This is a genomic window from Pseudoalteromonas prydzensis (assembly GCF_011050055.1).
Lineage (GTDB): Bacteria > Pseudomonadota > Gammaproteobacteria > Enterobacterales > Alteromonadaceae > Pseudoalteromonas > Pseudoalteromonas prydzensis_A.
On record NZ_DRGM01000145.1, the window covers coordinates 44,955 to 71,638 of the forward strand.

The 26,684-nt window shown below is 41.5% G+C and carries 22 protein-coding genes and 1 pseudogene; 14 read left to right on the plus strand and 9 right to left on the minus strand.

What is annotated here, in order from left to right:
- The first annotated feature begins 42 nt into the window (after positions 1-42).
- From ENH88_RS14120 to ENH88_RS14135, 4 genes are all read left to right on the plus strand, one after another.
- Entirely contained in the window at positions 43-2,730 is a 2,688-nt protein-coding gene (locus ENH88_RS14120) for a methyl-accepting chemotaxis protein (RefSeq protein ID WP_304183043.1), read from the plus strand.
- Between the two features lie 113 nt (positions 2,731-2,843).
- The gene (locus ENH88_RS14125; protein ID WP_304183046.1) at positions 2,844-3,668 is read left to right on the plus strand and encodes a CheR family methyltransferase; all 825 of its coding nucleotides are present in this window, start codon (positions 2,844-2,846) and stop codon (positions 3,666-3,668) included.
- Positions 3,658-4,275: a chemoreceptor glutamine deamidase CheD gene (cheD, locus tag ENH88_RS14130; RefSeq protein ID WP_304183047.1), complete on the plus strand. Its 618-nt coding sequence runs from the start codon at positions 3,658-3,660 to the stop codon at positions 4,273-4,275. The genes ENH88_RS14125 and cheD overlap by 11 nt, the downstream gene beginning before the upstream one ends.
- A gap of 11 nt (positions 4,276-4,286) precedes the next feature.
- Entirely contained in the window at positions 4,287-5,318 is a 1,032-nt protein-coding gene (locus ENH88_RS14135; protein WP_304183049.1) for a protein-glutamate methylesterase/protein-glutamine glutaminase, read from the plus strand.
- Here the strand turns inward: ENH88_RS14135 and ENH88_RS14140 are convergent.
- Positions 5,315-6,346 (minus strand): polysaccharide deacetylase family protein, encoded by a 1,032-nt coding sequence (locus ENH88_RS14140; RefSeq protein WP_304183051.1) that lies wholly within the window; start codon positions 6,344-6,346, stop codon positions 5,315-5,317. The genes ENH88_RS14135 and ENH88_RS14140 overlap by 4 nt on opposite strands.
- Between ENH88_RS14140 and dinF the strand changes: the two genes are divergently transcribed.
- The 3 genes from dinF (at position 6,323) to ENH88_RS14155 (ending at position 9,934) form a co-directional block, all read left to right on the plus strand.
- A complete protein-coding gene (gene dinF / locus ENH88_RS14145; protein WP_304183053.1) occupies positions 6,323-7,657 on the plus strand; it encodes an MATE family efflux transporter DinF in 1,335 nt (444 codons plus the stop codon). The two genes, ENH88_RS14140 and dinF, sit on opposite strands and share 24 nt — an antisense overlap.
- A gap of 114 nt (positions 7,658-7,771) precedes the next feature.
- Positions 7,772-8,386, plus strand: coding sequence for a trimeric intracellular cation channel family protein (locus ENH88_RS14150; RefSeq protein WP_304183054.1), 615 nt, complete (start codon positions 7,772-7,774; stop codon positions 8,384-8,386).
- 33 nt (positions 8,387-8,419) lie between these two features.
- Positions 8,420-9,934: a YifB family Mg chelatase-like AAA ATPase gene (locus ENH88_RS14155; protein ID WP_304183056.1), complete on the plus strand. Its 1,515-nt coding sequence runs from the start codon at positions 8,420-8,422 to the stop codon at positions 9,932-9,934.
- Here ENH88_RS14155 and ENH88_RS14160 read toward each other — a convergent pair.
- Entirely contained in the window at positions 9,931-10,635 is a 705-nt protein-coding gene (locus ENH88_RS14160) for a response regulator transcription factor (protein WP_304183058.1), read from the minus strand. The two genes, ENH88_RS14155 and ENH88_RS14160, sit on opposite strands and share 4 nt — an antisense overlap.
- A gap of 154 nt (positions 10,636-10,789) precedes the next feature.
- Positions 10,790-13,285 (minus strand): alpha/beta hydrolase family protein, encoded by a 2,496-nt coding sequence (locus tag ENH88_RS14165; RefSeq protein WP_304183060.1) that lies wholly within the window; start codon positions 13,283-13,285, stop codon positions 10,790-10,792.
- Positions 13,286-13,453: 168 nt separating this feature from the next.
- On the opposite strand from ENH88_RS14165, the gene ENH88_RS14170 reads away from it, so the two are divergent.
- Positions 13,454-14,542, plus strand: coding sequence for a CNNM domain-containing protein (locus tag ENH88_RS14170; RefSeq protein WP_304183062.1), 1,089 nt, complete (start codon positions 13,454-13,456; stop codon positions 14,540-14,542).
- Here the strand turns inward: ENH88_RS14170 and ENH88_RS14175 are convergent.
- Positions 14,539-15,759, minus strand: coding sequence for an EAL domain-containing response regulator (locus ENH88_RS14175; protein ID WP_304183063.1), 1,221 nt, complete (start codon positions 15,757-15,759; stop codon positions 14,539-14,541). The two genes, ENH88_RS14170 and ENH88_RS14175, sit on opposite strands and share 4 nt — an antisense overlap.
- Before the next feature lie 144 nt (positions 15,760-15,903).
- Between ENH88_RS14175 and ENH88_RS14180 the strand changes: the two genes are divergently transcribed.
- Positions 15,904-16,920, plus strand: coding sequence for a metalloprotease (locus ENH88_RS14180; RefSeq protein ID WP_304183123.1), 1,017 nt, complete (start codon positions 15,904-15,906; stop codon positions 16,918-16,920).
- A gap of 60 nt (positions 16,921-16,980) precedes the next feature.
- On the opposite strand, the gene ENH88_RS14185 is transcribed toward ENH88_RS14180, so the two are convergent.
- The gene (locus ENH88_RS14185; RefSeq protein WP_304183065.1) at positions 16,981-18,291 is read right to left on the minus strand and encodes a short-chain fatty acid transporter; all 1,311 of its coding nucleotides are present in this window, start codon (positions 18,289-18,291) and stop codon (positions 16,981-16,983) included.
- 120 nt (positions 18,292-18,411) lie between these two features.
- On the minus strand, positions 18,412-19,362 hold the full coding sequence (locus ENH88_RS14190) for a chemotaxis protein CheV (RefSeq protein WP_304183067.1): 951 nt from the start codon (positions 19,360-19,362) through the stop codon (positions 18,412-18,414).
- 171 nt (positions 19,363-19,533) lie between these two features.
- Between ENH88_RS14190 and ENH88_RS14195 the strand changes: the two genes are divergently transcribed.
- Both ENH88_RS14195 and ENH88_RS14200 read left to right on the plus strand, forming a co-directional pair.
- Entirely contained in the window at positions 19,534-20,601 is a 1,068-nt protein-coding gene (locus ENH88_RS14195) for a potassium channel family protein (protein ID WP_304183068.1), read from the plus strand.
- Complete coding sequence (locus ENH88_RS14200) at positions 20,601-20,804, plus strand: hypothetical protein (RefSeq protein WP_304183071.1); 204 nt, start codon at positions 20,601-20,603, stop codon at positions 20,802-20,804. Before ENH88_RS14195 ends, ENH88_RS14200 begins: the two co-directional genes overlap by 1 nt.
- Positions 20,805-20,885: 81 nt before the next feature.
- Here the strand turns inward: ENH88_RS14200 and ENH88_RS14205 are convergent, their stop codons facing one another.
- A complete protein-coding gene (locus tag ENH88_RS14205) occupies positions 20,886-21,917 on the minus strand; it encodes a cytosolic protein (RefSeq protein ID WP_304183073.1) in 1,032 nt (343 codons plus the stop codon).
- A gap of 87 nt (positions 21,918-22,004) precedes the next feature.
- The gene (locus ENH88_RS14210) at positions 22,005-22,463 is read right to left on the minus strand and encodes an EVE domain-containing protein (RefSeq protein WP_304183076.1); all 459 of its coding nucleotides are present in this window, start codon (positions 22,461-22,463) and stop codon (positions 22,005-22,007) included.
- 76 nt (positions 22,464-22,539) lie between these two features.
- Here ENH88_RS14210 and tesB point away from each other — a divergent pair, with 76 nt between their 5' ends.
- Positions 22,540-23,397, plus strand: a complete 858-nt coding sequence (gene tesB / locus ENH88_RS14215) for an acyl-CoA thioesterase II (protein ID WP_304183079.1) — start codon at positions 22,540-22,542, stop codon at positions 23,395-23,397.
- A 14-nt stretch (positions 23,398-23,411) separates the two neighbouring features.
- On the opposite strand, the gene plsB is transcribed toward tesB, so the two are convergent.
- Positions 23,412-25,856: a glycerol-3-phosphate 1-O-acyltransferase PlsB gene (gene plsB, locus ENH88_RS14220; RefSeq protein ID WP_304183124.1), complete on the minus strand. Its 2,445-nt coding sequence runs from the start codon at positions 25,854-25,856 to the stop codon at positions 23,412-23,414.
- A gap of 412 nt (positions 25,857-26,268) precedes the next feature.
- On the opposite strand from plsB, the gene rpsJ reads away from it, so the two are divergent.
- Positions 26,269-26,580, plus strand: coding sequence for a 30S ribosomal protein S10 (gene rpsJ / locus ENH88_RS14225; RefSeq protein WP_002957900.1), 312 nt, complete (start codon positions 26,269-26,271; stop codon positions 26,578-26,580).
- Between the two features lie 27 nt (positions 26,581-26,607).
- Positions 26,608-26,684, plus strand: a pseudogene (gene rplC / locus ENH88_RS14230) (50S ribosomal protein L3); the annotation flags it as partial.

The window sequence follows — 26,684 nt, forward strand, 5'->3', positions numbered from 1 at the left end:
TACTAAATATAGTAAATGGTGATCAACAAGAAGGTGATGGGCATGGGGTGGTTTAGTAATTCTAAAAAATCAAATAATGATTTAATCGTTACGGCATTAAATAAGTCACTTGCGGTGATTGAGTTTGAGCCTAGCGGCATAATTATTACGGCGAATAATAACTTTTTAGATGTAATGGGTTACCCCTTAGAAGAAATTCAGGGCCAGCACCATTGTATATTCGTATCTAAAAATGAAGCTCAGAGCACTGAATACAAAAGCTTTTGGCAAAGTTTGAAAGACGGAAAGTTTATTGCTGATGAGTTTAAGCGGATCAGTAAAAGTGGCAAAGAAGTGTGGATCCAAGCAACGTATAACCCCGTTCAGGATGAGCATGGACATGTTATAAAAGTTGTGAAATTTGTCAGTGATATTACCGCGCAAAAAATGCTCGCTGTTGAAGCAGCGGGGCAAATTGCTGCTATTAGTAAATCGCAAGCGGTGATTGAGTTTGATTTAGACGGCAGCGTGTTGACCGCGAATGATAACTTTTTGCAGACATTTGGTTACCAGTTAGAGGAAATAGTAGGGCGGCATCATCGTATATTTATTGCATCAGAAGTTGCTAAGAGTGAACAATACTTGCAGTTTTGGCAAAAATTAGGTCGTGGTGAATTTGACTCAGGTGAGTATTTACGTATCGCTAAAGATGGCAGTGAAGTATGGATCCAAGCATCTTATAATCCAATTTTTGATCTCAGTGGCAAACCTTACAAGGTGGTTAAATATGCGACAGACATCACAGTTCAAAAAGAATTAGAAAAAGAATCAAAACGTGATGCAGAGCTATCAAGTGCATTAACGATCTGCCAAGCGAGTGTGATGATGGCTGATAATGATTTGCAAATAGTGTTTGCCAACAATCAATTAAAACAGATGCTTCAAACCAGAGAAGATGAACTGCAGAGCGTGCTCGGTGACTTTTCCGTCGATACCATGATCGGCTCAAGTATTACGACATTTTTTGAAAATGCCGCGCAACAGGCTCAGTTATATGCAAACTTGACCGACTCCATTGAATCAAAACTAGAAATTGCATCGTTAATTTTTAATCTTATTGCGACGCCTTGGTTTAATAAAAAAGGCAAACGATTAGGAACTATAATTGAGTGGCAAGATTTAACCGAAAGCATTAAAAAAGCCACGGCCGAAAAAGCTGCTGCAGAAGAGAATTTACGTGTACGCCGAGCACTTGATCGGGTTGCAACAAATACCATGATTACCAATACTAAAAACGATATTATTTATATGAATGAAGCGGTGCAAAATATGATGCACAACGCAGAGCAAGATTTACGCTGCGATTTACCTCATTTTGATAGTAGTCAGTTATTAGGGCAAAATATTGATGTATTTCATAAAAATCCAGCTCATCAACGTGATCTGCTAAGCAAGTTAACCGATACTTACAGTGCAGAGATAGTTGTTGGTGGGCGCACCTTTGGCTTAGTTGCTAACCCTATTTTTACCCCCGCAAATGAACGTATCGGCACTGTGGTGGAGTGGGAAGATAGAACGGCTGAAGTAGCAATAGAAAAAGAAATTGCTGACTTAGTCAGCTCGGCACGTAAAGGTAATCTAGAGGCGCGTGTTGCAGAGCAAGGTAAGGACGGTTTCTTTTTACGTTTAGCTAAAGGGCTAAATGGTTTAGTTGCTATTGTTGATGATGCTGTCACAGGTACTGGTAATATGCTCGATGCTATGGCAAATGGTGATTTATCAAAACGCATAGAACAAGAATATCAGGGGTCGTTTGAAAGGCTTAAGCGTGATGCTAACGCGACGGCCGATAAATTAACGGAAGTAATTAATGGTATTAATACCTCTGCAAACTTAGTGGCAAGCGGCGCAGAGGAAATATCTCAAGGCAACGCTGATCTAAGCCAGCGCACAGAAGAGCAGGCATCATCGCTTGAAGAGACAGCATCAAGCATGGAGGAAATGACCAGTACAGTGCGTCAAAATGCTGATAATGCAAAAGTGGTCAATGAACTGGCGGAAGAAACACGTGATAAAGCGCAGCAAGGGGGCGAAATTGTTAATCGCGCGGTGATCAGTATGTCGGCAATTAATGAGTCGAGTAAGAGAATTGCCGATATTATCAGCGTGATTGATGAAATTGCCTTTCAAACCAATTTATTAGCCTTAAATGCAGCGGTTGAGGCGGCCAGAGCTGGTGAGCAAGGCCGAGGTTTTGCGGTTGTCGCTGGAGAAGTGCGTAATTTAGCGCAGCGTTCTGCTGGTGCTGCGAAAGAAATTAAAGAGTTGATCAGAGATAGCGTTGGCAAGGTTGAAGACGGTACTTTGTTAGTAAATGAATCTGGTGCAACCCTGAAAGAAATTGTTATTGCCGTGCAAAAAGTAACAGAGATGATATCTGCTATTGCCGCAGCGTCAGAAGAGCAAAGTTCAGGTATTGAGCAGGTAAACAAAGCGATATCGCAAATGGATGAAATGACCCAGCAAAATGCGGCCTTAGTTGAGCAAGCATCAGCGGCAAGTGAATCAATGTCAGAGCAAGCAAATGATATGACCAGATTACTGAATTTTTTTACTTTAAGTCAGCAAACAACAGCAATGAACACTGCATCAGTCACTCCCATCGTGGCGCCACCACACAATCGTAACATCCGTAGTAAAACGCGAGGAAACAACTTTGCCGATTCAACAGATGAGTGGGAGGAGTTTTAAGGTTTCGTATCAATAGCGCAAGTAAAGGCTCTGCACAAACGCGAGAGCTTTTACTTTGCAATTGCTTTTAATGTTTAACCGCATCCCTGACGCGTCTATTACGAGTATTTGTAATGAAAGAGTTTTTATTAACCGATAGTGACTTTAAACAGATCGCAGCTATCGTTTATGACGCGTGTGGTATTGTTTTGGGTGAACATAAACGCGAAATGGTTTATTCACGCCTTGCTCGTCGGATCCGAGCCTTGGGGCTTGCAAATTTTAAGCAGTATTTAACTTATTTAGAGACACATAAAGAGCAAGAATTTAGCGATTTTATTAACGCGATAACCACCAACTTGACTTCTTTCTTTCGTGAATCACATCACTTTGATTATTTGCAATCACATATTGTCCCTAAGTTGTTAGTCGCAAATAAAACGACCCGGCGAGTGCGGATATGGTCTGCTGGTTGCTCAACTGGAGAAGAACCTTATTCTTTAGCTATGAGCTTGCATGGCTTATTTCCAGCAGATTGGGATGTGAAAATTTTAGCCACTGATTTAGATTCAAACGTATTGGCTAAGGCGCAGTCGGGCACTTACACTGCGGCTAATGTAAACGGACTTGAAGCACAGCAATTACAACGCTGGTTTTTAAAAACTAAAGATCGCGAGCTGTTCAAAGTTAAACCTGAGTTACAGCAAAATATTCATTTCAAGCGTTTGAATTTATTGCAAGACTGGCCAATGAAAGGACCATTCGATGTGATCTTTTGCCGTAATGTGGTGATTTATTTTGATAAAGAAACGAAAGATCAGTTGTTTACTCGTTACTGCAATATTTTAGCTGAGCAAGGGTATTTATTGTTAGGCCACTCTGAAACTATTGGCAAGGAACACAGTGAGTTTAAAAATTTAGGCAGAACTATGTACCTTAAGGTGACCTATGGAGCGTGATTTTAAGCCTGTGCTGCATGGCTTTGAGCATATTAAACGGTTTTGGGATGCTGGGCTGCAGCAAGTTGTAGCTAAAGTTTTGCCCGGTGAATTTTATGTATCAAAAAATGATGAAGTGATTTCCACAGTGCTTGGTTCGTGCATTGCAGCCTGTATTTATGATGACAAACTGGGGATTGGCGGCATGAATCATTTTATGCTTCCTATTGAAAAAGGTGCAGAGCCAACCAGCGCGCATAATTTAAATTGTCGTTATGGTAATTGGGCAATGGAATTCTTAATTAATGAGGTGCTTAAAAATGGTGCATCTAGGCAAAATTTAAAAATAAAACTGTTTGGCGGTGGCAAGATTATTCGCTCGATGAGCGATATAGGTCTTGGTAATATTCGCTTTGCTCATTCTTATGTGCAAGAAGAGGGGTTAAACTTGGTATCTCATGATGTAGGAGGCCCTTGGCCACGTAAGGTTAATTTTAATCCTCAATCAGGCAAAGCACAGGTTAAAAAATTGCGCGAGATGCATACAGATGTAATTGAAAAACGCGAAGTCCGTTATTTACATGATATCGAAAAACAAGATTCTAAAACCGATATTGAGTTATTTTAAGGGGTAAAGAAATGGTCAAGGTGTTAGTGATTGATGACTCGCCATTGATACAGCGAGTATTGACAGAAGTGCTGCACCAGGTTGATGATATCCAGGTGGTTGGATGTGCAGAAGACCCTTATCAAGCACGAGACATGATTAAACAGCTTAATCCAGATGTGCTGACTTTAGATATTGAAATGCCAAAAATGGATGGTCTTAGTTTTTTGAAAAACTTAATGCGCCTGCGGCCTATGCCGGTGGTGATGATCTCGACGTTGACACAAAAAGGTTCGCCTATTACCTTGGAAGCGTTGGAGCTAGGTGCTGTTGATTTTATTGCCAAGCCGATAGTTAATGTATCTGCACAATTTAATCAGTACGCAAAAATTGTGCAGCAAAAAGTACGGACAGCGGCTTCTGCCCGGGTTAGATCGTTTAAACTCAGTGAAGTGAAGCCAATAGAGACATTGAGTAATGCCCAGTTTAGTGTCAATAAAGTGCTGGCAATTGGCGCGTCAACGGGAGGCACTGAAGCAATCAAAGAAGTGCTGATACGGATGCCAGAAAATTGCCCGCCAATAGTGATCACTCAGCATATCCCGCCGGTGTTTAGCAGCTCGTTTGCGCAGCGCATGGACCGCACCTGCACCATCAATGTTAAAGAAGCACAACATGGCGATAAATTAGCCGCTGGCTGGGCGTATATTGCACCAGGGGATCAGCATTTGAGCGTGATACAGCAAGGCGGCAGTTTATATTGCCAACTTGATCAGCATGATCCGATCAACCGCCATCGTCCAGCGGTCGATGTATTATTTAATTCACTGGTTAAAATATGCCCTAAAAACACCATTGCCGCTTTATTAACAGGTATGGGCAGCGATGGCGCTAAAGGTTTACTGGCATTAAAACAACATGGAGCTTATACCGTAGCGCAAGATGAGTTATCGTCAGTGGTATGGGGAATGCCTAAAGCCGCAATTGAACTTGGCGCGGCAATAGAGGTTGTCTCTCTTGATAGGGTTGCTCAGCAGTTATTAAGTCAAGCCGTGAAACGTTAATCAATGATCACCCATGGTTGTGAAAACCAATAATAACTATCTTTGTGGCTGATTGATGGCGCTGTACAGTTAAAGCGCGAGCGGCCTAGAGCTAACGGTTTAGGTGAATTTATCATCACCGTATCCGCGGCTGACCAGTCTAGTTTTGCCTGACCAATGCCCGATACATAGCACGCTAACTGACTTTTATGAAAGTCCCCCATATTAAATTTGATACTGATCTGAGGCGGATTTTCATTGGTAACACTATCTACATAATTGAGCGCTTGGATTGCAAAGGCGCGAGAGTTAAGTTTAGTAACTAGCGTATCAAGCTTGCTGTAAAAGCCAGATGCCGGAAAGCGTGGTAAACGGCTAAAGTCAGAGTCTTTGTTAACGGCACCAGAATGTTGACCAATACCGATAAACCCCAATTCTTTTACTAAATCTTGTAATTGATTATTAAATTCACCATAGGGATACGCTAAGTATTTATAGTCATGACCAATTTCTTCTTTGATCCGTTGTTGTGCTGACAAGATATCTTGCTTAATACGTGCTTGCCATTGTTGCTTTGTTTCATTGGCTAATTTGCGGTGCAGATAATCATGTTGCGCACTGTGATTGCTGATCAGCGCCCCTTTTTTGGCAAGCTCTCTGAGTTTGTCCCAGCCCATTACATAGCTTTTACCTTCATCAATCAATTTTGGATTAACAAAAATAGTGTAAGGGTAATTAAACTTCTCTAATATCGGCGCTGCTTGTTGGTAGTTATTGGTGTAACCATCATCAAAGGTAATTGCCACTGTTTTATCTGGTAAACTTTGACCTTGTTGTAAACTTACAAGCAAATCATTTAATGCGATGACGTTAAAATCATGTTCTTTTAAATAGTTGAGGTGTTCAGTGAAGGTTTTTGCGCTGACACTAGTGACTGCCGGTAGAGTTTCACTGACATGATGGTATTGTAAAATAACTGCGCTGTGAGCAGGTAAAGATAGCCAGAATAGGATTGATAGTACACTGTGAAAAAGTTTCTTAATCGTCATAAAGCACACCATAAAAGCTTGCTGTTGTTAGCCGGTCCAATGATATTATCAAATATAACCGTGCCACTGTTAGGATTAGTTGATACCGCTGTAATTGGCCACCTCGGCAGCGCTCATTTTCTTGCTGGAATTGCCTTAGGGGCCACCGTGATCTCGTTATTATTTTGGCTTGCGGGATTTTTACGTATGAGCACCACAGGATTAGTTGCGCAAGCTTATGGTAAAAAAGATTACCCCCAATTAGCCGGATTGTTAAAGCGTAGCTTAGTATTAGCGCTTATCGTTGCCTTTTCTTTAATTGCTTTATCACCCCTTATTAAAAATGTCATAGCGTACCTTTCTGGTTCTAGTAGCGAGGTGCTTGTACAAGCCTATAGTTATTTTGAAATTCGTATTTTTAGTGCGCCAGCAGCATTATGTAACTTGGTATTATTAGCTTGGATGCTCGGAATTCATTACGGCAAAGGGCCCTTTTATTTATTATTAGTCACTAATATCACCAACATTGTTTTAGATATTTATTTTGTGGTGTATTTAGATTGGCAAGTGGCTGGTGCCGCATGGGCTTCCGTTATTGCTGATTATACCGCGCTATTATTCGCGTTATTTTTAGTTTTTAGATTGGCGAAAAAAATGGCCGTGCCGCTATTTCTAGCTGGGTGGTTTAGCCGAGAGAAAATGTGGGCGTTATTAAGTCTTAACCGTGATATTTTTATTCGCTCCTTAATATTACAACTATGCTTTAGCTTTATGACCTTCTACGGTGCACGTATTGGCGAGATAACGCTTGCGGTCAATGCGGTATTGCTGAACTTTTTAATGCTAGTGAGCTTTGCGCTCGATGGTATTGCCTATGCGAGTGAAGCAAAAGTTGGCCAAGCAAAAGGCCAACATAGCGTGCGGCGTATAAACTTATGGGTAAAGATAAGCGTATTTTGGGGGATGTTATTTGCTTTTTGTTATAGCGTGTTTTTTGCATTGTTCGGTAAGAAAATCATTACCTTGTTAACAGATATTCCCGAAGTTATTAGCGCCGCCAATGAATACCTAGCGTGGTTGATTTTTATGCCGCTTGCGGCCATGAGTTGCTTTTTGTTTGATGGTATTTTTGTTGGCTTAACACGAGCGAAAGATATGCGTAATACCATGATATTTTCAGCCTTAGTCGGATTTTTTGGTGTGTTTTGGGTATTTAGTGCTTGGCAAAATCACGGTTTATGGTTGGCGATGAGCTGCTTTATGTTGCTAAGGGGGGTGACTTTAATCGCCCGTTATAGGCAGTTGCAAACAACGCAGCAGTTACTGAATTAATATAAATATAAAAATCTACAGTTAACTAAAAACTTTGGATTTATTGTGCTAAAACGGCATCGTTAAGCACAGTTGATTTCAACTTCGATTTGCATCTTGGGATGGCTTGGATATATGACAGAACTTTACCATTGGTTTGATTTAATTGGCATCGCGGTATTTGCAATGTCGGGTACTTTAATTGCCTATGATAAAAAAATGGACGGTTTTGGTGTCGTGGTATTGGCAACTGTTACGGCGATAGGTGGTGGTACAATTCGCGATTTAATTTTGGATGTTCCGGTATTTTGGTTGCACGACCAAAGTTATTTTATCGCTATTTTTGCTTCTGTATTTATTACCACTCGTTTGATAAATAAACAAAAATCAATTCCGATATACCATTTGCATGTTGCTGATGCGTTTGGTTTAGCATTCTTTGCTGTGATGGGTGCGCAAAAAGCACTGCTTGCAGGTATGCCGGCAACAACCGCCATTATTATGGGCGTGATCACCGGTTGTTTTGGTGGCGTTACCCGCGATGTACTCGCGGGTAATATTCCAATGTTATTAAAAGGTGAGCTGTATGCCATTACCTGTATTGCGGGTGGTATCATTTATACCCAAGCTATTGCCTTTAACGTGGCAACGGAAGTGGCCATGGTTTTAGCAATGTTAACTACTTTATTATTGCGCCTTGCAGCAATGAAATGGCAACTAACACTACACGTTTTTAAATATCCTGACTAAACTGTAAAGAATATAACGTTACAGGGACAAAGGATGTCATTAGCTCGGATTTATTCGCGTGCCCAAGTAGGCATTCAAGCACCCGAAGTGATCGTTGAAGTACATTTAGGCAATGGTTTACCGGCATTTCATATTGTTGGCCTGCCTGAAGCGTCTGTGAAAGAAGCCAAAGATCGGGTCCGCAGTGCATTAGAAAACTCCAAATTTGGCTTTCCTGATCAACGTATTACCGTAAACTTAGCGCCTGCCGATTTGCCTAAAGATGGCGGGCGTTTTGATTTAGCTATTGCGATCGGCATCTTAGTGGCATCAGGGCAAATAGTCTGTGCTGATATTGAAAAGTATGAATTTTACGGCGAGCTGGCTCTTAATGGCGAAGTACGTGGCGTGAATGCGATACTTCCTTCCGTTTTGGCTGCTAAAGCACAAGGGCGTTGCTGCTTTTTACCGTTAGTGAATGACAGCTTAGCAAGTTTGGTGAATGGTGTTGAACGTAAGGCGATCTCCTCTATTCAAGAAGTATGGAGTGATCTACTAAACCAACAGCCTTTACCGCTTAATATTGTTTATCCTGAACAGCAGCATGGCGGCGTTGAGTTTTTAATTGATTTGAGTGATGTTAAAGGCCAAGCTGGCGCCAAAAGAGTATTAGAAATAGCGGCCGCGGGTGGTCATAATTTACTGTTTCTGGGTCCTCCGGGCACCGGCAAATCGATGCTTGCACAGCGTATGCCGACCATAATGCCTGGCATGTCAGATGATGAGGCGCTTGCTACTGCGGCTTTGTACTCAATCATAGGGCAAACTGTTGATTTAACAAATTGGCGTAAGCGACCATTTCGTAATCCTCACCACACTTGCTCTGCTGTCGCGTTAGTTGGGGGGTCTTCAAATCCCAAACCTGGGGAAATTTCATTGGCGCACAATGGCGTATTATTCCTTGATGAATTACCTGAGTTTGAGCGCAAAGTGCTTGATTCATTGCGCGAACCAATGGAAACCGGCACAGTCACTATCTCAAGAGCGGCGCGGCAAATGGAGTTCCCCGCACAATTTCAACTTATAGCGGCACTCAATCCTAGCCCAACTGGTTGTCATAACGATAAGCGTGCTACTCCGGATCAAGTGATGCGTTATTTATCGCGGGTTTCTGGGCCGTTTATCGACCGCATTGATTTACAAATAGAGCTGCCACGGTTAAACAGTACGCAGCTGCAAAGTACTGAAGCTGAAGAAACAAGTGCGTTAGTAAGGGCCAGAGTTGAAATGGCACATAATTTACAACTAAACCGGCAAGGCAAAGTGAATGCGCGACTTAATAATAAAGAAATGAGTGTCCACTGCGCACTGGCAACAGCCGAATTACAGTTTTTAGCCAAAGCCAGTGAGAAGCTGTCGTTGTCACCACGCTCTTATCATCGGGTGATTAAAGTTGCGCGGACGATAAGTGATTTAAAAGGGCAAACAAATATTACCCTGAGTGAGCTAAAAGAAGCGTTGAATTATCGCGCATTTGAGCGACTATTGGCTCAGTTGAGTCAATATTAGATGGATAGCATGTAACCTTTACCACGTACGGTAACAATGCGTTTTTGATCTTTTTCATCATTTAGTTTTTTGCGCAAACGGCCAATCAGCACATCAACGGTGCGATCGTTCGGGCTCCAATCTGGCTGGCCTATTTCTTCTGATATCTTTTCACGGGAGGTCGCTTTACCTGCGTTACTGATCAAGCAAATCAGCACTTTATGCTCTGCTTCGGTCAAACGTGATTCAACCCCTGCGGCAGTAATTAGCGTGCGGTTATCCGGGTGCAATTTGAAGTCAGCGTATTCAATAAACTCTTCACTTTCATCGAGGTTATTATTGCTTTTTAAGCGCTTATAAAGTGCACGCATGCGCAGTTCAAGTTCTAACAAATCGACTGGCTTGCAAATGTAATCATCAGCGCCTTGAGCAAGGCCGGCAATACGATCGGCCTGAGAATCGCGGCTTGAAAGCATGATCACACCGATATCGGTCAATGTATTGAGCTCTTTTGCTAAGTGAAGGCCATCACGTTTAGGTAATACTATGTCAACAATCGCTAATGAGATGGCATCATGATTGTTAGCACGAGCTTGCACTATGGCTAAGGCATCAGCGCCAGTGGCATCGTTTTCAATGCGAAATTCAGTCTCTGCAAAATGATTGATTATACGTTTAACTAATAGTTCGTCATCTTCAACCAATAAAACATGAATAGTCATAGTATCTCAATTACCTTTAATGATGCCGCTATGTTATCACTCATTCGCAAATGGTGAGAAGGGCGATTTTTAGTGTTTATGCACTATTTAGGCGATTGTTTGATAATTAACAACAGATAAACTTAGTCAGTCTATCTGTTGTTTGATGGAAAAACTACTTTTCAGGGTATAGGTACTGCCACCACTGCGGCTGTTCTTTTAAGTGTTTATCAAAATATGCCAGCATCGTGTCCCACCAATTAAAACGTTGATCGCGGGCCAATATTTGATGATCAGCCCCTTTATATTCAATCAGCTCAACATCTTTGCCAAGTAATTTCAGGGCGGTATACATACTATGACTTTCTCCCACCGGAACATTAGTATCAGCATCACCATGTAATAGCAGTAGCGGTGTAGTTACTTTGTCAGCGTGAAATACAGGACTATGTTGGCTGTACAGCGTGCTGTTATTCCAAGGATAGCTGTTTTTAGAGGCTTCGCCTGAATATAAATAGCCCCACCAACCTTGCCCCCAATATGAGGTGATATTAGAAATACCCGCATGCGCAATTGAGGCACTAAACATATCCGTTTTGGTGGCCAGTAGCATAGTCATAAAGCCGCCGTATGATGCGCCTAAATTACCTAAACGATTTTTATCAATAAATGGATACTGTTTTAGTAACGCTTGGGTGCCTTGCATAATATCGTCAGCAGTATATTGTCCCCATGCATTGACGTGTTTTGCCGAAAACTGCTGACCAAAACCAGTTGCGCCAGTCGGCTGCACCACATAGACCACATAGCCATGCTCTGCCCATAAATTGAACGGATAACGGCCAGTAAAACCACGGGTAACCGGTGAGGTACCGCCATAGTAATATACTAATGCAGGGTATTGTTTGCTCTTATCGAGATTGCTTGGCAGGTAAACTCGGCCTTTAATTTCAATACCAGCAGTGTTAGTAAAGTTAAACTCATCTAAGCTAGCTATCTCAGTATTGGCATATTCTTGCGGTTGTGAATCCCACAATGTAGTTGCTTGGTTTTTGTTAATACTCAGCTGTTTTAATTGCTGCGCAGATGATGCATTCGAACCACTCACTAAAATAACAGGACTGCGATTGGTTGAATAACTAAATTGTTCGACCACATCAAATCCCGTGTTAAGTTTGCTAAAGCGTTGTTTACTTTTATCGTACAGATACAAAGCGATGGTATCTTGCTCGGTCACTTTAACGAGGGCATCGCCATTGGGTAATACTTCAAGTTGGCCAATGGCGGGGTCAAATTCACGGCTTAATGGTGCTGCATTTGTACCATTGTCGGTTAATAAATAAAGCTGCCCGTCGTAGTTATTTGCCAACATATTCTCTGGCAAGTTTCTGCCTAAGCCGGCTTTAAAATCAGGGCCTGCCGTGACATAAATATCATCGCCGGTGTACTTTGCTTGATTAAATGTCGCAAACTGACCAATAACTGTGTTGCTCGCATTGGCAACATTCAGCTCTACTAATTCTGTAGTAGGGTGAGTTGCAGCTTGCATTGCTTCAGTACCGCGGCTGAGTAATACAGTACCGCGTTTACTATTAAAATCTTCAATACTGTGGCTAAGCGGTCCTTGGCTCAGTGCTTTACTTAGGCCGGTGTTGATATCTAATAAATAAGCTTGAGAGATCGTGCGAGCATATGACCAACGGTCTTGTAGACCTTGGTAATGCTTGGTAAGGCGGCTATCTGCTGTCGGTGATTTTGACCAGCTGAAGATTAAGCTGTTGCTATCGTAATAAGCAAAGCTGCTTGCGCCATCTAGATTGTTGGCAATCACTTTAAGGTTTAGTGTGTTACGGTTTAACTGGGTTAATTTTCCATCTAATAAATACACTAAATAATTATTATCAGGGCTCCAAGTAATGTTGCTTGGTTGGCCTGATTCAAAGCGGTAAATCGTTTGCTTATCGGCATTTTTTAGTTCAGTAATAACATTCGCTTGGTTACCAGTGCTGTCTTGATAATGGCGTTTGGCAACTAAATAATGTTTGCCATCAGGGGCCATTGACAGTGCGCTGACTGTGGTGGCATCAAACAATTGCTTGGCCGATAAACCATGTTGTGTTGCGCTGCTAAAGGTTAGCGAATCAATGTCAGTGCTAGGGCTGAAATCAATCTCAACATCGTGCCAGTTAGCAACTTGTTCCGCAATAATCACTATTTGGTGATCGCCTTGCGGTAATGCCAATTTATAATTTTCTTTTTTGGCTGTTTGTTGTTCGCCATTGATAAACAGCTGTGCTTTTTCGATACCTTTGAGAGTGAGTGTACCTTGGCTAAAGCGCTCAGCATGCGCGGAAAACTTTAATGCTTGTAAGCCGCCAAGGGTTAAGGCATTTACTTTATCTAAGTTTTGCCACTTTAATTTTTCGCCAAATACCGTGATGCTTGTTGCGGGTTGTTGAATGCTAGGTAAAAGGGTGTTAATAATCGCATCTTGATGTTCAGTTTGATATGGCTTTAACTGCATATCAGCGGCAATTGGGCCAATAAATTTAATATCTGCTTTATTTAATGGTGCTGCCACTAAAGCGCTACTTAAGGTGCTTAAAGTTAACACCGCGAGTGTGGTTGTTAGGCGAGGGGCTTTACCGCGCCATAGTGAACTAAAATTCATTATTGAGCCTGATGTAGGGAATTTAATTTAATATAGCATGTGCTCGTGGTGCCAAAAAGTGCTCTGCGATGGATTTTTGTGGTGTTCAGTTCATTCCCAATAACGTAAGGTTTGAGCTTAAGGCTGACAGTTGTTAAGGTGTATTAATTAAATGGTTAAGGGGTGACAGTGACATTATTAATCGTTTACATGGTCGTAGCGATCACGATTTCTTTTTTATGCTCTATTATGGAAGCTGTGCTGTTGAGCATTACGCCAAGTTATGTGGCCGTATTGCGTAAGAAAAAGCCTAAACTAGCAAAGCGGTTTGAGCAATTAAAAACCAATATTGATCAGCCGTTAGCGGCTATTTTAACGTTAAATACGGTTGCTCATACCGCCGGTGCTGCCGGTGTAGGCGCGCAAGCTGCGGTGGTGTTTTCAGATGCCGCGGTGGGAATTGCTTCGGCGATAATGACTTTATTAGTATTAGTGTTGTCGGAAATTATTCCAAAAACTCTGGGCGCAAAGCATTGGCGAACGCTTGCACCTATAGTGACCCAAGCATTAAGGTATTTAGTCATCGCACTAAAACCTTTTGTATGGCTTGCTGAAAAACTCACTGGTATATTGGGCCGTAATTACAATGAAGCTTATTACATTCGCCAAGAAATTGAAGCGATGGCCGATATGGGCTCACAGTCAGGGGCGCTGCATCAGGAAGAGTCTGAAATCATCCGCAGCTTATTGCATTTCCGCCATGCTAAGTTAGATTCTTTAGTTACGCCACGCACGGTATTATTTAAAGTCCATAAAGACTTAACCGTTGATCAATATTTAGCTGAACATGGTTCAGCGGCTTTCTCTCGGGTGTTGGTGTATGACAAAAATGGTGACGACATTATCGGTTTTGTGCATAAAAACGATATTATGTTGGCTTTTCATCGATTGGGTAAAGACTATAAAATTAGCAAGTTGATTAAACCTATTTACACTGTACCAGAGACCTTGTACGTACCCACGTTATTACATACCTTGTTAGCTGAGCGCACGCATATATGCTTAGTGATAGATGAGTATGGTGATGTGCAGGGCATAGTCACGCTTGAAGATATGATCGAAGCGTTAATGGGCTTTGAAATTGTTGATGAGCGTGATCAATCAGCTAATATGCAAGCAGTTGCGAAGCAGCGCTGGCGTCAGCGCTTAGCAAATAGTAATACATTACTAAGTGATGAGTTGAATGCTGAAAAAACCTCCCCCAAAAGTAAGCATTAACGTCGGCTATGGCTATTTAATGACACCATATGTAGCCATGATTGCGCCCAGCGAATAAATTCTGTTTTGCCCTTCGGGCGACTGATCAAAAAACCCTGCATTAATATATGCTCTTTAAAGCGATCTAAATATTCCAGTTCTTCAACACGCTCAATACCTTCAGCCACAATCGCTAGGTCATCTTGAATAGCAATATGCACTAAGCTACTAACAATAACCTGAGAAAATAAGTCACTTTCAATATTGCTGATCAGGGTACTGTCTATCTTCACCTCAGTAAAAGGCAAGGTTTTTAGTTGCTGTATATTGGTAAAGCCGGTGCCAAAATCATCAAGAGAAATACCAAAACCGCGCATTCTTAAACGGTTTAACGTTTCTAATTGAGCCGAACTGGATAACGCATGTTGTTCGGTGATCTCTAATATAATTTCACTCGGGGTAAGCTGATTGAGTTGTAAAATTAATGCCAGTTTATCTGGGCAACTTAAATCTTCAAGCTGACATGGCGATAAATTAAAAGCGAGCTTAAGCTCATATCCCAAGCGGGCTTTTATTTCTGAAAAATCCCCAGTGGCTTTCTCAAACAATTGAAAGGTGACCAAGTTAATCAAATCTAAATCTTCGGCAACACTAATAAATCGCTCTGGTAAAATAATAACGCTGTGCTTGGCAGTCACAATCCGAGCTAAAACTTCAATACTGGCCACTTTATTGTTAATACGGTTCACTTTTGGTTGGTAATAGGGCGTTATCTCGTTATGACTGATTGCATGCAGCAGCTGTGCTTCAGAAATCGGTTCGCTGGTTTTTTCGGTGTGACATGCTAAATACTCTAATTTCTTCAGTAGCGTATAAACTTGGTTAAGTTGCACTGGCTTGGCAATATTGCCAATTAAATGTACGTTGTTTTTTCTTGCTAAATCAGCGGCCAAATCAATTATTTTCGAATTCATTTCTGAAATAATAACAATGGCGCCGGGATATTGGATTGTCCCAAGGTGGCGAATTAGCTCCATACCATCCATATTGGGCATATTAAGATCAGTGAAAACTGCATCAAAGAAATGTGGATTTGCTTTTACTTTATTGAGCGCTTCTGCGGCGTCTAAACAGATTGTGACATTGGCTACATCAAGCTCATTTAAGATAGCTTGCATCACGACTAAAATCGCTTTTGAATCATCAACGACCAGAATATTGCGTGCTGATTTTGTCATTTTCATTCCCTGAAATAAAACTTACTGATAGTTTAAAGTAGTAGATAATCGGCAAAGTGTCAGCTTTATCAGTGGAAATATATTCCATAACCTCGTTAAAAAAATTGGTATACTGATGACATAATTTTTAAGGTTTAACGTGACATCATGCAAATACAGCTGACCCTCGCTGATCAACAATTTAGTTTAGTACTTGCTGGGCAACAAATTGTAAAAATTTTTCAGCAACAACAAGCGATTGGGTTTGATAACCCGCGCGAAAACTATTTTGAATTTAAGCTAGACGATCAAGTAATTGGCTTAGACACCAGTGCCGTAGTTGAACAGAGTTTATCACTGCATATTAATAATGAATTTGTGCAACAACTCACCTTACCGCCAATTGAAAAAACCAAACCAAAGCAAGGGTTACTCGGATTATTTGCTTTAGGTTTTAAGGTTTTTAAAAGTGCCAAAGTCGTTAAAGTGGCGTTAGCTGGCGCCTCAGTGGCAGGCTATGCGTGGTTATTTACCTTTGAGTTTGCTTTAATGCTAATTGCTTGTTTAGTGGTGCACGAATATGGCCATGTGCGTGCTATGCAATATTTTGGTATTAAAACCAAAGGGTTTTACTTAATTCCGTTTGTTGGTGGCTTGGCTGTGTCTGATGATAAAATCACCACCCGTTGGCAAGACGTAGTGATCTCGTTAATGGGGCCCGCGTTTGGTTTGATCACCTCAGTATTGGGTGTCGTGCTTTATTACGCCACAGAAATGGAAATTTTTGCCGGGGTCGCGGTGCTCAGCGCGTTACTTAACTTATTTAATTTATTGCCTATTTTACCGCTAGATGGCGGCCATGTTTTAAAAAGTATTAGCTTTTCAATGCGTTCATGGCTTGGTTTAAGCGTTTGTTTACTTGGTGTATTGTTTGGGCTGTGGCTAAGTTACACCTTCGGCTTAATGTTATTAGTATTCTTCTTATTTATTGGTGCGCTGGAAATCGGTTTTGAATGGCGTGGCCGCCATTATTCACATTTACTGCCATTAGATAAATACGGGCAAGGTTTTTCAGCGGTAATGTATGCACTCGTTGTTGCAGGGCACGTCGCGGTGATGATGCATTTTGCTGATTCAGAAAACCCGATTTTAAGCCTGCCGATGAAAATTCTATCGAGTTAATAAACTCATTAATACATATCAGGCGTGCATATATTGCACGCCTTTGCATAATGCTTGCAGCTAATAAAAACTCAATACCAAGGATATAAACACGCCGGTTATAATTAATTGCACTAAACAAAAGCCCATAATGTCTTTGGCTTTTAGGCCGGCAATGGCCAGTACCGGTAAAGCCCAGAATGGCTGAATAAGATTAGTCCAGGCATCACCCCACGCTACCGCCATTGCTACGCGGGGCATGTCGGCACCTAAAGCCTGTGCTGCGGGTATTACGATAGGCGCTTGTACCGCCCACTGACCGCCGCCTGATGGCACAAATATATTGACTAACCCCGCACTTAAAAAGCTCCAAAACGGCAATGATTCTGCGCTGGCGATTGCGATAAAGCCTTGCGAAATTTGTTGTGCTAATCCGGTATCGACCATAATGGCCATGATCCCTGCATAAAACGGAAACTGAATAATAATCCCTGCGCCGCTGGGTACTGCCTGTTGCAAGCTATTGAGTAAATTGTACGGCGTTTGATGCAGTAAAATGGCTGAAAATAAAAATAGCGCAATCACACTATTTAAATTAAGTGAGCCACCACTAAAGATAAAATAATTAGCTAAATAAACTAGCCCAAGCATACCAATGCCCAGTCCTAATAATTTGCTGTGCTCAATGTTATCGGCAGGGCGGGTAACATTATTGGCCTTAGGTGTAGGTTCTGCTAATAGGTTTTTATCTACATAGATACTGTCTTCGGCGCTGGGTAACATATAGCGATTAACTAGCGGCATAATAATAAATAAGCCCACCACAATAGCGATATTAAAACCTGAGAACAAGGTGGCGCTGGTGTTTATCACGCCCATACTTTGCTCAGCAAAATGCCCTGGAGTAGCAATGGTTAATGGAATTGAGCCAGCTAAACCGCCATGCCAAACAATAAAACCAGAATAGGCACTGGCAACCAGTAGGCGATAATCAACCGGTGTCTGACGCGCAATTGCTTTGGCAAACAAAGCACCAATCACTAAACCAAAACCCCAGTTGATCCAACTGGCGAGTAATGACACTAAGGTGACTAATAAAATCGCTTTTGGCGCAGTATTGGCAAGTGTTGCCAGCAAAGTGAGTAATCGGCTTATAATCGGTGTGCTTGCCAACATATAGCCGGTCAGTAGCACTAATAGCATTTGCATGGCAAAGCTGAGCAAATTCCAGAAGCCACTGCCCCATGCATTTATTACTTGTTGCGGGGTTGAAGGCGTAACTAGTGTTGCAATTATAAAAGTCAGTAAGGTGAGTAAAATTACAAAGATAAACGGATCGGGTAGATAACGTTCGACTAGTTTAGTAAATGGCTTGGCAATTTTATTGAGCATAATGGTGTATTTTTATTATGTGTGTGTTTGCCAATTAATCACGAATGTACTTAATTGGCAAATGCGCTGGTCGTTTTAATGTTATATCGCGTATCAAAAGCGTTAATTTAAACATTGGTGCTATTTTTGTTGTTCAAGCACCGCTTTTAAACGTGTTTGTACTTCTTCGACCAGTAAATCAGGCTGAAATTTAGATAAAAACGCATTGCAGCCAACCTTTTCAACCATGGCTTGGTTAAAGCTACCACTGAGTGAGGTGTTAAGTACCACATGCAGGTTCTTTAAGCGTTTATCGTTGCGGATCTCATAAGTTAACCGATAACCATCCATCGCTGGCATTTCAGCATCGGTGATCACCATCAGCAACTCTTTTTCTACATCCATGCCTTTATCGGCCCAGGCTTTAAGCATATTCAGTGCTTCAAGGCCATTGCTGGCAGGAATAATCTCAATGCCTAATTGGGTAAGTGTATCGCTTACTTGCTTGCGTGCTGTAGGTGAATCATCAGCATGCAAAATTTTGCGGCCCACAAATTCGTTAACAATGCTTTTATCAAGTATTTCATCAGAAATTTGTACTTCATATTCAACAATTTCAGCGAGTACTTTTTCTACATCGATGATCTCGACCAATTGCTCTTGGCCATCACGTTGAATTTTAGTGAGCGCTGTAAGGTAATGGTTTTTACCTACAGAAGTCGGTGGTGGCATAATATCGGACCAAGTCATATTGACGATTTGATCAACCTTGCCAATTAAAAAACCTTGTACCGTACGATTATATTCAGTGATAACCAGATTACTGTCTTCAATGTGTTTGGCCGCAGGCATACAAATAGCTTGGCGCAAATCAATAACCGGAATAGATTCGCCACGAATGTTAGCAACACCAGAAATTTTCGGGTGTGCGTGAGGAATAATATTTAAGTGAGGCAGTTTAACCACCTCTTTTACCTTAAACACGTTAAGGGCAAATAGGTGTCGGCTGTGTAAATAAAACAGTAATAATTCTAAGCGATTTTCACCAACGAGTTGAGTTCGTTGATCAACAGAAGCTAATACACCAGACATAACACACTCGACTATATAATTAATAATTCAAGTATAGCTTACACTGTTCTGCTTTAAAAAAGCAGTCTAGATAATAATCTTAGTCCTTATAAGCGTTATACAACCATTGCCATCATTTCAGCATTACAGTAACTTATCGGATAATTGATAGCTGAATAACCAAGTGTGGGCATGCCTTTTATATTTAAACGATTATTTTTATTAGTCAGAAACCATATTGATCAGGTCAGCTGGCAAGCTGTTGCTATTGCAACACTATTACATATGTTTTTGATTTGGTTGCTTTTAGGCTTGGCCGGTGAAACAGTATTAAGCCCCGTTAGTACCTTCGTTTACTACTATATAGTAACGACTTCAACGGTAGGCTATGGTGATTTTAGTGCTAGCACAGACTTGGGGCGATGGATTGTGGCGATACTGCAAATTCCATTTGGGTTAGCTTTATTTGGTGTTCTGTTAGGTAAAACAGGGCAAACAGTTACTTATTTAATTAGGCGCGCTATGACAGGTGATAAAAATTTTTCGCATTTCAACAATCACATTATTATTTTTGGCTGGCATCAAATCCGCACTAAAAAAATGATTGATTATATCTTGGCTGACCAAAAACGTATGGAACGCCGAATTTTGCTGGCGGTTACAGAGCAAATGGAACACCCATTCTTAGCTAACGCGCATGTTGATTTTGTGCGCTTAACGAGTTTTACCGACTGTGAAGAGCTTGCTCGTGTGGCGATTAGACAAGCCGATAAAATTATTATTGATGGTCAAGATGACGACCAAACTTTTACTACCGCACTGAGGATCAGCAAATTAGTAAACGATGACTGCCATATTAGTGCGCATTTTAATGATGAAAGTAAAGTTGAAATGCTGCTAGAGCACTGCCATAACGTGGAATGTTCAAGCGCTAAATCAGCTGAAATTTTAGTGCGTTCAATGCAAGATCCTGGTTCTAGTCGCGTACAAGAAGAGCTTTTATCTACCTTACATGGTGATACTCAGTTTAGTTTAGTGATCCCCGCTGATTTGGCTGAAATGGAGTTTGGTAAATTATTTCATCATTTTAAACACGATCACGATGCTATTTTACTCGGTGTTGCGCACAACCTAAGTGCGCAAAATATGGATTTAAACCCACCACTTAATTACCCAGTTAATAGCGGCGATATATTACATTACATCGCTGTTGACCGTGTATTAAGCAACGAAGTAGATTGGCAGGGGCTTGCTAAGTAATGGGGGAAGTGGCGTTTTTAATTCTACTCTTGAGTGCTTATATTTTACCAGTGGTAATTGTGCTCAATAGTAAGCGCACTCAAGGGCATGAAAAAAATGGTTGGTTAATTGGCATCATCCTCTTCTCATGGCTTGCACTGGTTATGTACTTTGCCATCATCCCTAAGCATGGTCACAAAAAGAAAAAGACCAAAAAAAAGTAGAGCTAAGCGGCCAGCTTACATATAAATTTGCCAACCGTGTTTGATTTAATCAGCACGGTTTTTTATTTTCAGCTGCTAGCCTCACTTTAATTGTTTTAGCTTGTGCTCTACTAAAGCATCATCAGGGGCTAGTTGCTGGGCAACTTCGAGCAGCTGAATGGCATCATTAGGGTGCTCATCTTGATGTTTTAGGGCAACATCAATCAGTGGTTGAATATCAATTTTTGCTTGATGCTCTTGCACATGCGCTGCTTTTTCATCAATAAGAATGTTGTGCGCTTTGCTTAATAAGGCTTGCCGGTGTGCCGATTTGATATTCGCCTTGTTGAGTCTTCTGTAATAATCTTCTTTAAAGCGCAGGGTTTTGGTTTGTAGGCGAAATTGCGCAATATCAATTTGCTGATGAGCAATAAAATCAACGGCAACTTGTTTATAAAAGCCAAATTTATTTAAGTAAGTGGCATGCGTGCTGTGGCCCATACCAAATACCCGTAAATGGGTTAGTTGCGAATAGCGCTTAGCATGGCCACGATCAATACGATTGGTCGGGTCGTAAATTATATAGCCTTTAGCATTGCCTAAATCGAGATCGTGGTAATCTTGTTCCCAATCGAATTGTTGGGCTATATCGGTACTTGAGCGGTCATCCCAAGGAGCAAGTGCTTTATTTTTGGTACTAACAGGATGAAATAACAGTACCTTATCTAGCTTTAGTAAGTTAGCAAATGCACCCACAGCAAAGCCACCTCGGCTTAAGCCGTAGCCTAATCGCTCGGGAAAGGGGGTTAGCAAGGGAGCGAGTTGCTCGAGGAAAAACAGTAAATTACGGTGTCTAAACCAATTACTTATTCCTAAATGTTGAAAAGAAATAACATTAACCTGTTGTTTTTGCGCTAGCTGAAACCCCCAAGGGCTAAAATCATCGTTGAGATCGTGCTGTTGGTAATTGGTACCGGCAGGGGAAAAGGTGAACAATAAAGGCTTATTAATATCAATAAAGTGATACTTAACAAACACATCGCCAAGTAAATCCCCTCCAGAGATAGGTAACCTGGCTTGCTGTTCATCTTGAGCTAGAGTTAACCACTCATCTAACCAATATAGTAATTTCATCTAACCCCCTAACTAAAACAAGCCAACTATTTTAGCAAATTTGGAAAAAGAAGGAAAACGTGATGTATTAGCAGCAATCTATTGTTGTTACTCGGCCATTTTTATAATTGCTTGCCAATCCGCTTTAGTCACTGGCATTACCGATAATCGACCACCTTTTTTAAGGGCTATTTCGGTGATGGCGTCGTTTTCTTTAATCGCTTTTAGGCTGACTAATTTATTTAAATGCTGCTGATAGGTCACATCAACCACCACCCATCTCGGTTTCTCACTGGTCGATTTAGGGTCGTAATAATCACTGCTTAAATGAAATTGGCAAGGATCTGGGTAGGCTTCAGTAGTCACTATTGCGATACCTGCAACGCCGACCTGTTTACAGCTAGAATGGTAAATCATCACTAAATCGCCGAGCTTTACGCCATCACGCATAAAATTACGAGCTTGGTAGTTGCGCACACCTTCCCATGCAGTGGTTTGTGCAGGGGCGCTTTTTAAATCGTCGATTGAAAATGCATCGGGTTCAGTTTTAAATAACCAATACGCCATAACTAGGCTCCTTGAAATATTTACATCATACTTGTCTATAGTATCATTAAAATCTAAATGGGATTGAGGAGCAACTATGAGCCAAGTTTTAGATGATTTATTGTCGTTATTAACGTTAGAAGAAATAGAGCAGGGCTTGTATCGCGGGCAAAGCCAAGATTTGGGGTTTCGCGCGGTATTTGGTGGTCAAGTCATGGGCCAAGCGTTGTCTGCGGCCAAAGAAACCTTGCCAGAGGGGCGTATTGTACACTCTCTGCATTCTTATTTCTTACGCCCTGGTGATGCTGCCAAGCCAATAGTGTACGATGTTGAAACCATTCGGGATGGTAAGAGCTTTAGTACTCGCCGTGTTAGTGCGATTCAATATGGCAAACCTATTTTTTATATGACGGCATCATTCCAAGGCGCAGAACAAGGCTTGTCGCATCAAGCCACTATGCCTGATGTACCTGCTCCTGAGGAGTTGCGCTCATCATTGGAGTTTTATCAAGAGCACGCATCCCATATACCAGAGGTGATCCGCAATAAGTTTATTCGCGAAATGCCGATTGAAATGCGTCCGGTCACCTTTCATAACCCATTTAAGCCAGAGGTAATGGAGCCGGTTAAACATATTTGGTTCAAAGCCAATGGCGAGATGCCAGATGATCAACGTATTCATAACTATTTATTGGCGTATGCGTCTGACTTTGAGTTTTTACCAACCGCATTACAGCCGCACGGCGTGTCGTTTATGCAGCCCAATATGCAGGTAGCAACCATTGACCATGCGATGTGGTTTCATCGCCCGTTTCGTTTGGATGACTGGATTTTATATACCATTGATAGCCCAAGTGCGAGTTCGGGGCGTGGTTTGGTGCGTGGCCAGTTCTTTGACCGTCAAGGCAACTTAGTGGCCTCAACGATCCAAGAAGGGGTAATGCGTCAGCGCTGATAGGCGATTTGCAGCTACTTTTGGTTACATTGCCCTTGTACAATATCACTAATTGACTGCCAGACCCGTGCTGGCAGTAATGCTTTAAGATGCATATACACTTCACATAGTTCTGTACTGCCCTGTAGGCCATTCTCGGTTTCGCTAATTAAACCTTGCTCGCGCAAGTTGCTAATAAAACCGACCAATACTTTTTTGTCAAAAAATTCAGGAGTTTTAATACCGTGCAATGTCCCTAAGCGCTCAGCCAGTACTTGGCTTTCACGTTCAAGTTCTGCGCGTTCAATACCTAAACTTGTTTGAATAAAACCAGTTACAATCGCATAGCGTTGCAGCGTTAAACTAAGCGCCCGACCGAGAATTTCCAGCTTCGCTAAGCAGTCATTACTGTTGGTGATTTTGATGTTATCACCATCAATCTCAATTAAATCTTGATCAACAAAGCTGGCTAAAATACGGGTAATGTAGTTTTCGTCGAGTTCGTGCAAAAACCATTCTTTAGCAAATAGCGGGTAAAAGCAGTTAATCAAAGCTTGGCACTGTGCAATGGTGGTTTTATGGCTTTTAAATATATGCAGCGCCAGTAAGCTTGGTACCGCAAACACATGCAGGATATTATTACGATAATAGTTAAAGAGGATTTTTTCTTTATCATTAATGGCAATAATTTCGCCAAACTCATCACTGATCACCTCAAACTTATTCAGCTTTAACGCATGCGCCAATAGTTGTTCTGGGTTTTCATCTGGGATGGTGACTTTTTCACTGTAACTCGCACTGCGTTGCAGGTGTAAGTAAAAATCTAGTTGCGCTAACAATTTAGGTTTACTCAACGCTTGTTTGTCGTTTACTAGTAATATCATCGCTAGTAAGTTAACCGAGTTAAGGGCTGCGGCACTGTTAATGTTAACCATCACTTTATCGGCTAATGTCGCCACTTGCGGCCCAAGCCACTGCGGTTTTTGTACATCAGTAGGGTGAATAGACTCACGCCAATCAGGTTGATGCTCATTTAAATATTGGTTGATTGAGATCGGATCGCCAAAGTTTAAATAACCACGACCGTAGTTCTTTAAATTTTTAATGGCTTTAAAAATACCAAAAATAGACTCGCCTTTTTTATCGTCGCCCGCCAGTTCTTTCAGGTAGGTATTGATTTCCATGACATGCTCATAGCCAATATACACAGGCACAATCGAAATAGGGCGATCAATACCTCGCAACATGGCTTGTAAGGTCATTGCCAACATACCGGTTTTTGGTGGCAATAAACGCCCGGTGCGGCTGCGTCCGCCTTCAGTGTAAAACTTTACGGAATAACCTTTGATAAATAACTGGCTTAAATATTCTTTAAACACGGCCGAATAGAGCTTGTTGCCCGCGAATGAGCGGCGAATAAAAAACGCCCCTGAGCGGCGGAAGATGCCACCGGCAGGGAAAAAGTTTAAGTTAATACCCGCGGCAATATGTGGCGGCACTAAGCCTAAATGATAAATAGAGTAGGTAAGTAGCAAATAATCCATGTGTGAGCGATGGCATGGCATATAGATGATCTCATGACCTTTATTGGTTAAGTCATGTAGCTGCTCGGTGTATTTGATATCAATACCGTTATACAGTTTATTCCACAGCCATGTAAGTATGCGCTCTGCAACACGAATGGTCGCGTCGCTATAATTCGCTGCTATTTCATCAAGCAGCTTTAAGGCATTTTGTCGTGCCTGTTGCTGGCTGATGTTTTTTTCTTTGGCTTCAGTTTGAATTGCTTTTTTTATAGTTGGTGAAGCCAATAACGAATTAAACAGCTGCTCGCGTGAGGGCATTTTAGGGCCCGTCGCCGCTAGTTTTTGGCGCCGAAAATGTACCCGTGCTACGCGAAGTAGTTTATGCGGTAGTTCATTCACATCAGCTTTTTCGTTAACCAGTAGCGATAAATCAAGTGGCTGACTAAAGCGAATAAAATTGTCACGACCAGAGAACAATAATACAAAAAACTTACGAAACCAGCTAGGGGTCAGTGAATGCGACACCAACGTGCCTAAACCGGGCTTTTCTTTACCTGGATTACGACCCCATAAAATAGTCACTGGCAGCACTTGCACGTTTTGTTCACCGTTGGCCAGTAATTGATCAATAATTTGTTTGCCTTGATTAAGCGCATCCGTTGGTTTGGCTTTATCGCCAAATAGCGGCGGTGGATTTTGTAAACCAATAAAGCGCTCTAGTTCTTGGCCACCTAAAAATTGTGATTGCATAGGTGAAGGTAAACCAAACTTTTTGCAGACTTTATCTAGCGCCGCTAAATCTGAGCGAGCATTGAGCTTAACGATATAAAAGGTTGGATATGCCGGATTAAGGCCGTATTGTTCGATTGGGTTTTCAGGCAGCACCTTGCTTTTAACGAACAGGCTATCCATTACCTTAGAGACAAAATTCAAACAATAATTAAAAATACGCATCAACTCACCAACGTAGAGGGTAAAAAGCAAAATAAGCGCAGATAATACCAAGTAATAACTGGACTGACCATTATCATTAATAGCGAGCACGATCATCTCGCTCTATCACTATAGATAACTTCCTGTATTGACGACACAATGACAGCCCTTTTTTACAGTATAAATAATCCTCATTCTGGTAGTTTGAAATAGTTGTTGCATTTATCACCAATATCACTATAATACGCAGGCTTTCAAAATTCCCTCGGGAACTTGGAAGGAACATTAAGCTTGGATTTCAAGCTAATAAAACAGGAGTTCCGATTTGGAACTCAACGTAGATATAAATCAACAACCGGCATCTTATGTTTTTAAGATTGTTTCGGTCGTTTTTTTATGCTCTTTTAAATGCTCTTTATATTGAGGTTTAAGAATGTCAAATCAACGCATTCGTATTCGCCTAAAAGCTTTTGACCACCGTTTGATTGACCAATCAACGGCGGAAATCGTGGAAACTGCGAAACGCACTGGCGCCCAAGTACGTGGTCCAATTCCACTACCTACACGCTTTGAACGTTTTACTGTACTTACATCACCGCACGTTAATAAAGACGCGCGTGATCAGTACGAGATCCGCACCCATAAACGTCTGATCGACATCGTAGAACCAACTGACAAGACTGTTGACGCACTTATGCGTTTAGATCTTGCTGCTGGTGTTGATGTTCAAATCAGCCTGGGTTAATCGAAAGATTAGAGAGGTTTTAGGAAAATGGCATTAGGTCTAGTCGGTCGTAAAGTGGGTATGACACGTATCTTCACTGAAGATGGTGTATCTATCCCTGTGAC

Bases quoted from the DNA above. Each gene is read 5' to 3' on its own strand.
- ENH88_RS14120 (WP_304183043.1), top strand. From the start codon at position 43: ATGGGGTGGTTTAGTAATTCTAAAAAATCAAATAATGATTTAATCGTT.
- ENH88_RS14125 (WP_304183046.1), top strand. From the start codon at position 2,844: ATGAAAGAGTTTTTATTAACCGATAGTGACTTTAAACAGATCGCAGCT.
- cheD (WP_304183047.1), top strand. From the start codon at position 3,658: ATGGAGCGTGATTTTAAGCCTGTGCTGCATGGCTTTGAGCATATTAAA.
- ENH88_RS14135 (WP_304183049.1), top strand. From the start codon at position 4,287: ATGGTCAAGGTGTTAGTGATTGATGACTCGCCATTGATACAGCGAGTA.
- ENH88_RS14140 (WP_304183051.1), bottom strand. From the start codon at position 6,346: ATGACGATTAAGAAACTTTTTCACAGTGTACTATCAATCCTATTCTGG.
- ENH88_RS14150 (WP_304183054.1), top strand. From the start codon at position 7,772: ATGACAGAACTTTACCATTGGTTTGATTTAATTGGCATCGCGGTATTT.
- ENH88_RS14155 (WP_304183056.1), top strand. From the start codon at position 8,420: ATGTCATTAGCTCGGATTTATTCGCGTGCCCAAGTAGGCATTCAAGCA.
- ENH88_RS14160 (WP_304183058.1), bottom strand. From the start codon at position 10,635: ATGACTATTCATGTTTTATTGGTTGAAGATGACGAACTATTAGTTAAA.
- ENH88_RS14165 (WP_304183060.1), bottom strand. From the start codon at position 13,285: ATGAATTTTAGTTCACTATGGCGCGGTAAAGCCCCTCGCCTAACAACC.
- ENH88_RS14175 (WP_304183063.1), bottom strand. From the start codon at position 15,759: ATGACAAAATCAGCACGCAATATTCTGGTCGTTGATGATTCAAAAGCG.
- ENH88_RS14185 (WP_304183065.1), bottom strand. From the start codon at position 18,291: ATGCTCAATAAAATTGCCAAGCCATTTACTAAACTAGTCGAACGTTAT.
- ENH88_RS14190 (WP_304183067.1), bottom strand. From the start codon at position 19,362: ATGTCTGGTGTATTAGCTTCTGTTGATCAACGAACTCAACTCGTTGGT.
- ENH88_RS14195 (WP_304183068.1), top strand. From the start codon at position 19,534: ATGCCTTTTATATTTAAACGATTATTTTTATTAGTCAGAAACCATATT.
- ENH88_RS14200 (WP_304183071.1), top strand. From the start codon at position 20,601: ATGGGGGAAGTGGCGTTTTTAATTCTACTCTTGAGTGCTTATATTTTA.
- ENH88_RS14205 (WP_304183073.1), bottom strand. From the start codon at position 21,917: ATGAAATTACTATATTGGTTAGATGAGTGGTTAACTCTAGCTCAAGAT.
- ENH88_RS14210 (WP_304183076.1), bottom strand. From the start codon at position 22,463: ATGGCGTATTGGTTATTTAAAACTGAACCCGATGCATTTTCAATCGAC.
- tesB (WP_304183079.1), top strand. From the start codon at position 22,540: ATGAGCCAAGTTTTAGATGATTTATTGTCGTTATTAACGTTAGAAGAA.
- plsB (WP_304183124.1), bottom strand. From the start codon at position 25,856: ATGCGTATTTTTAATTATTGTTTGAATTTTGTCTCTAAGGTAATGGAT.
- rpsJ (WP_002957900.1), top strand. From the start codon at position 26,269: ATGTCAAATCAACGCATTCGTATTCGCCTAAAAGCTTTTGACCACCGT.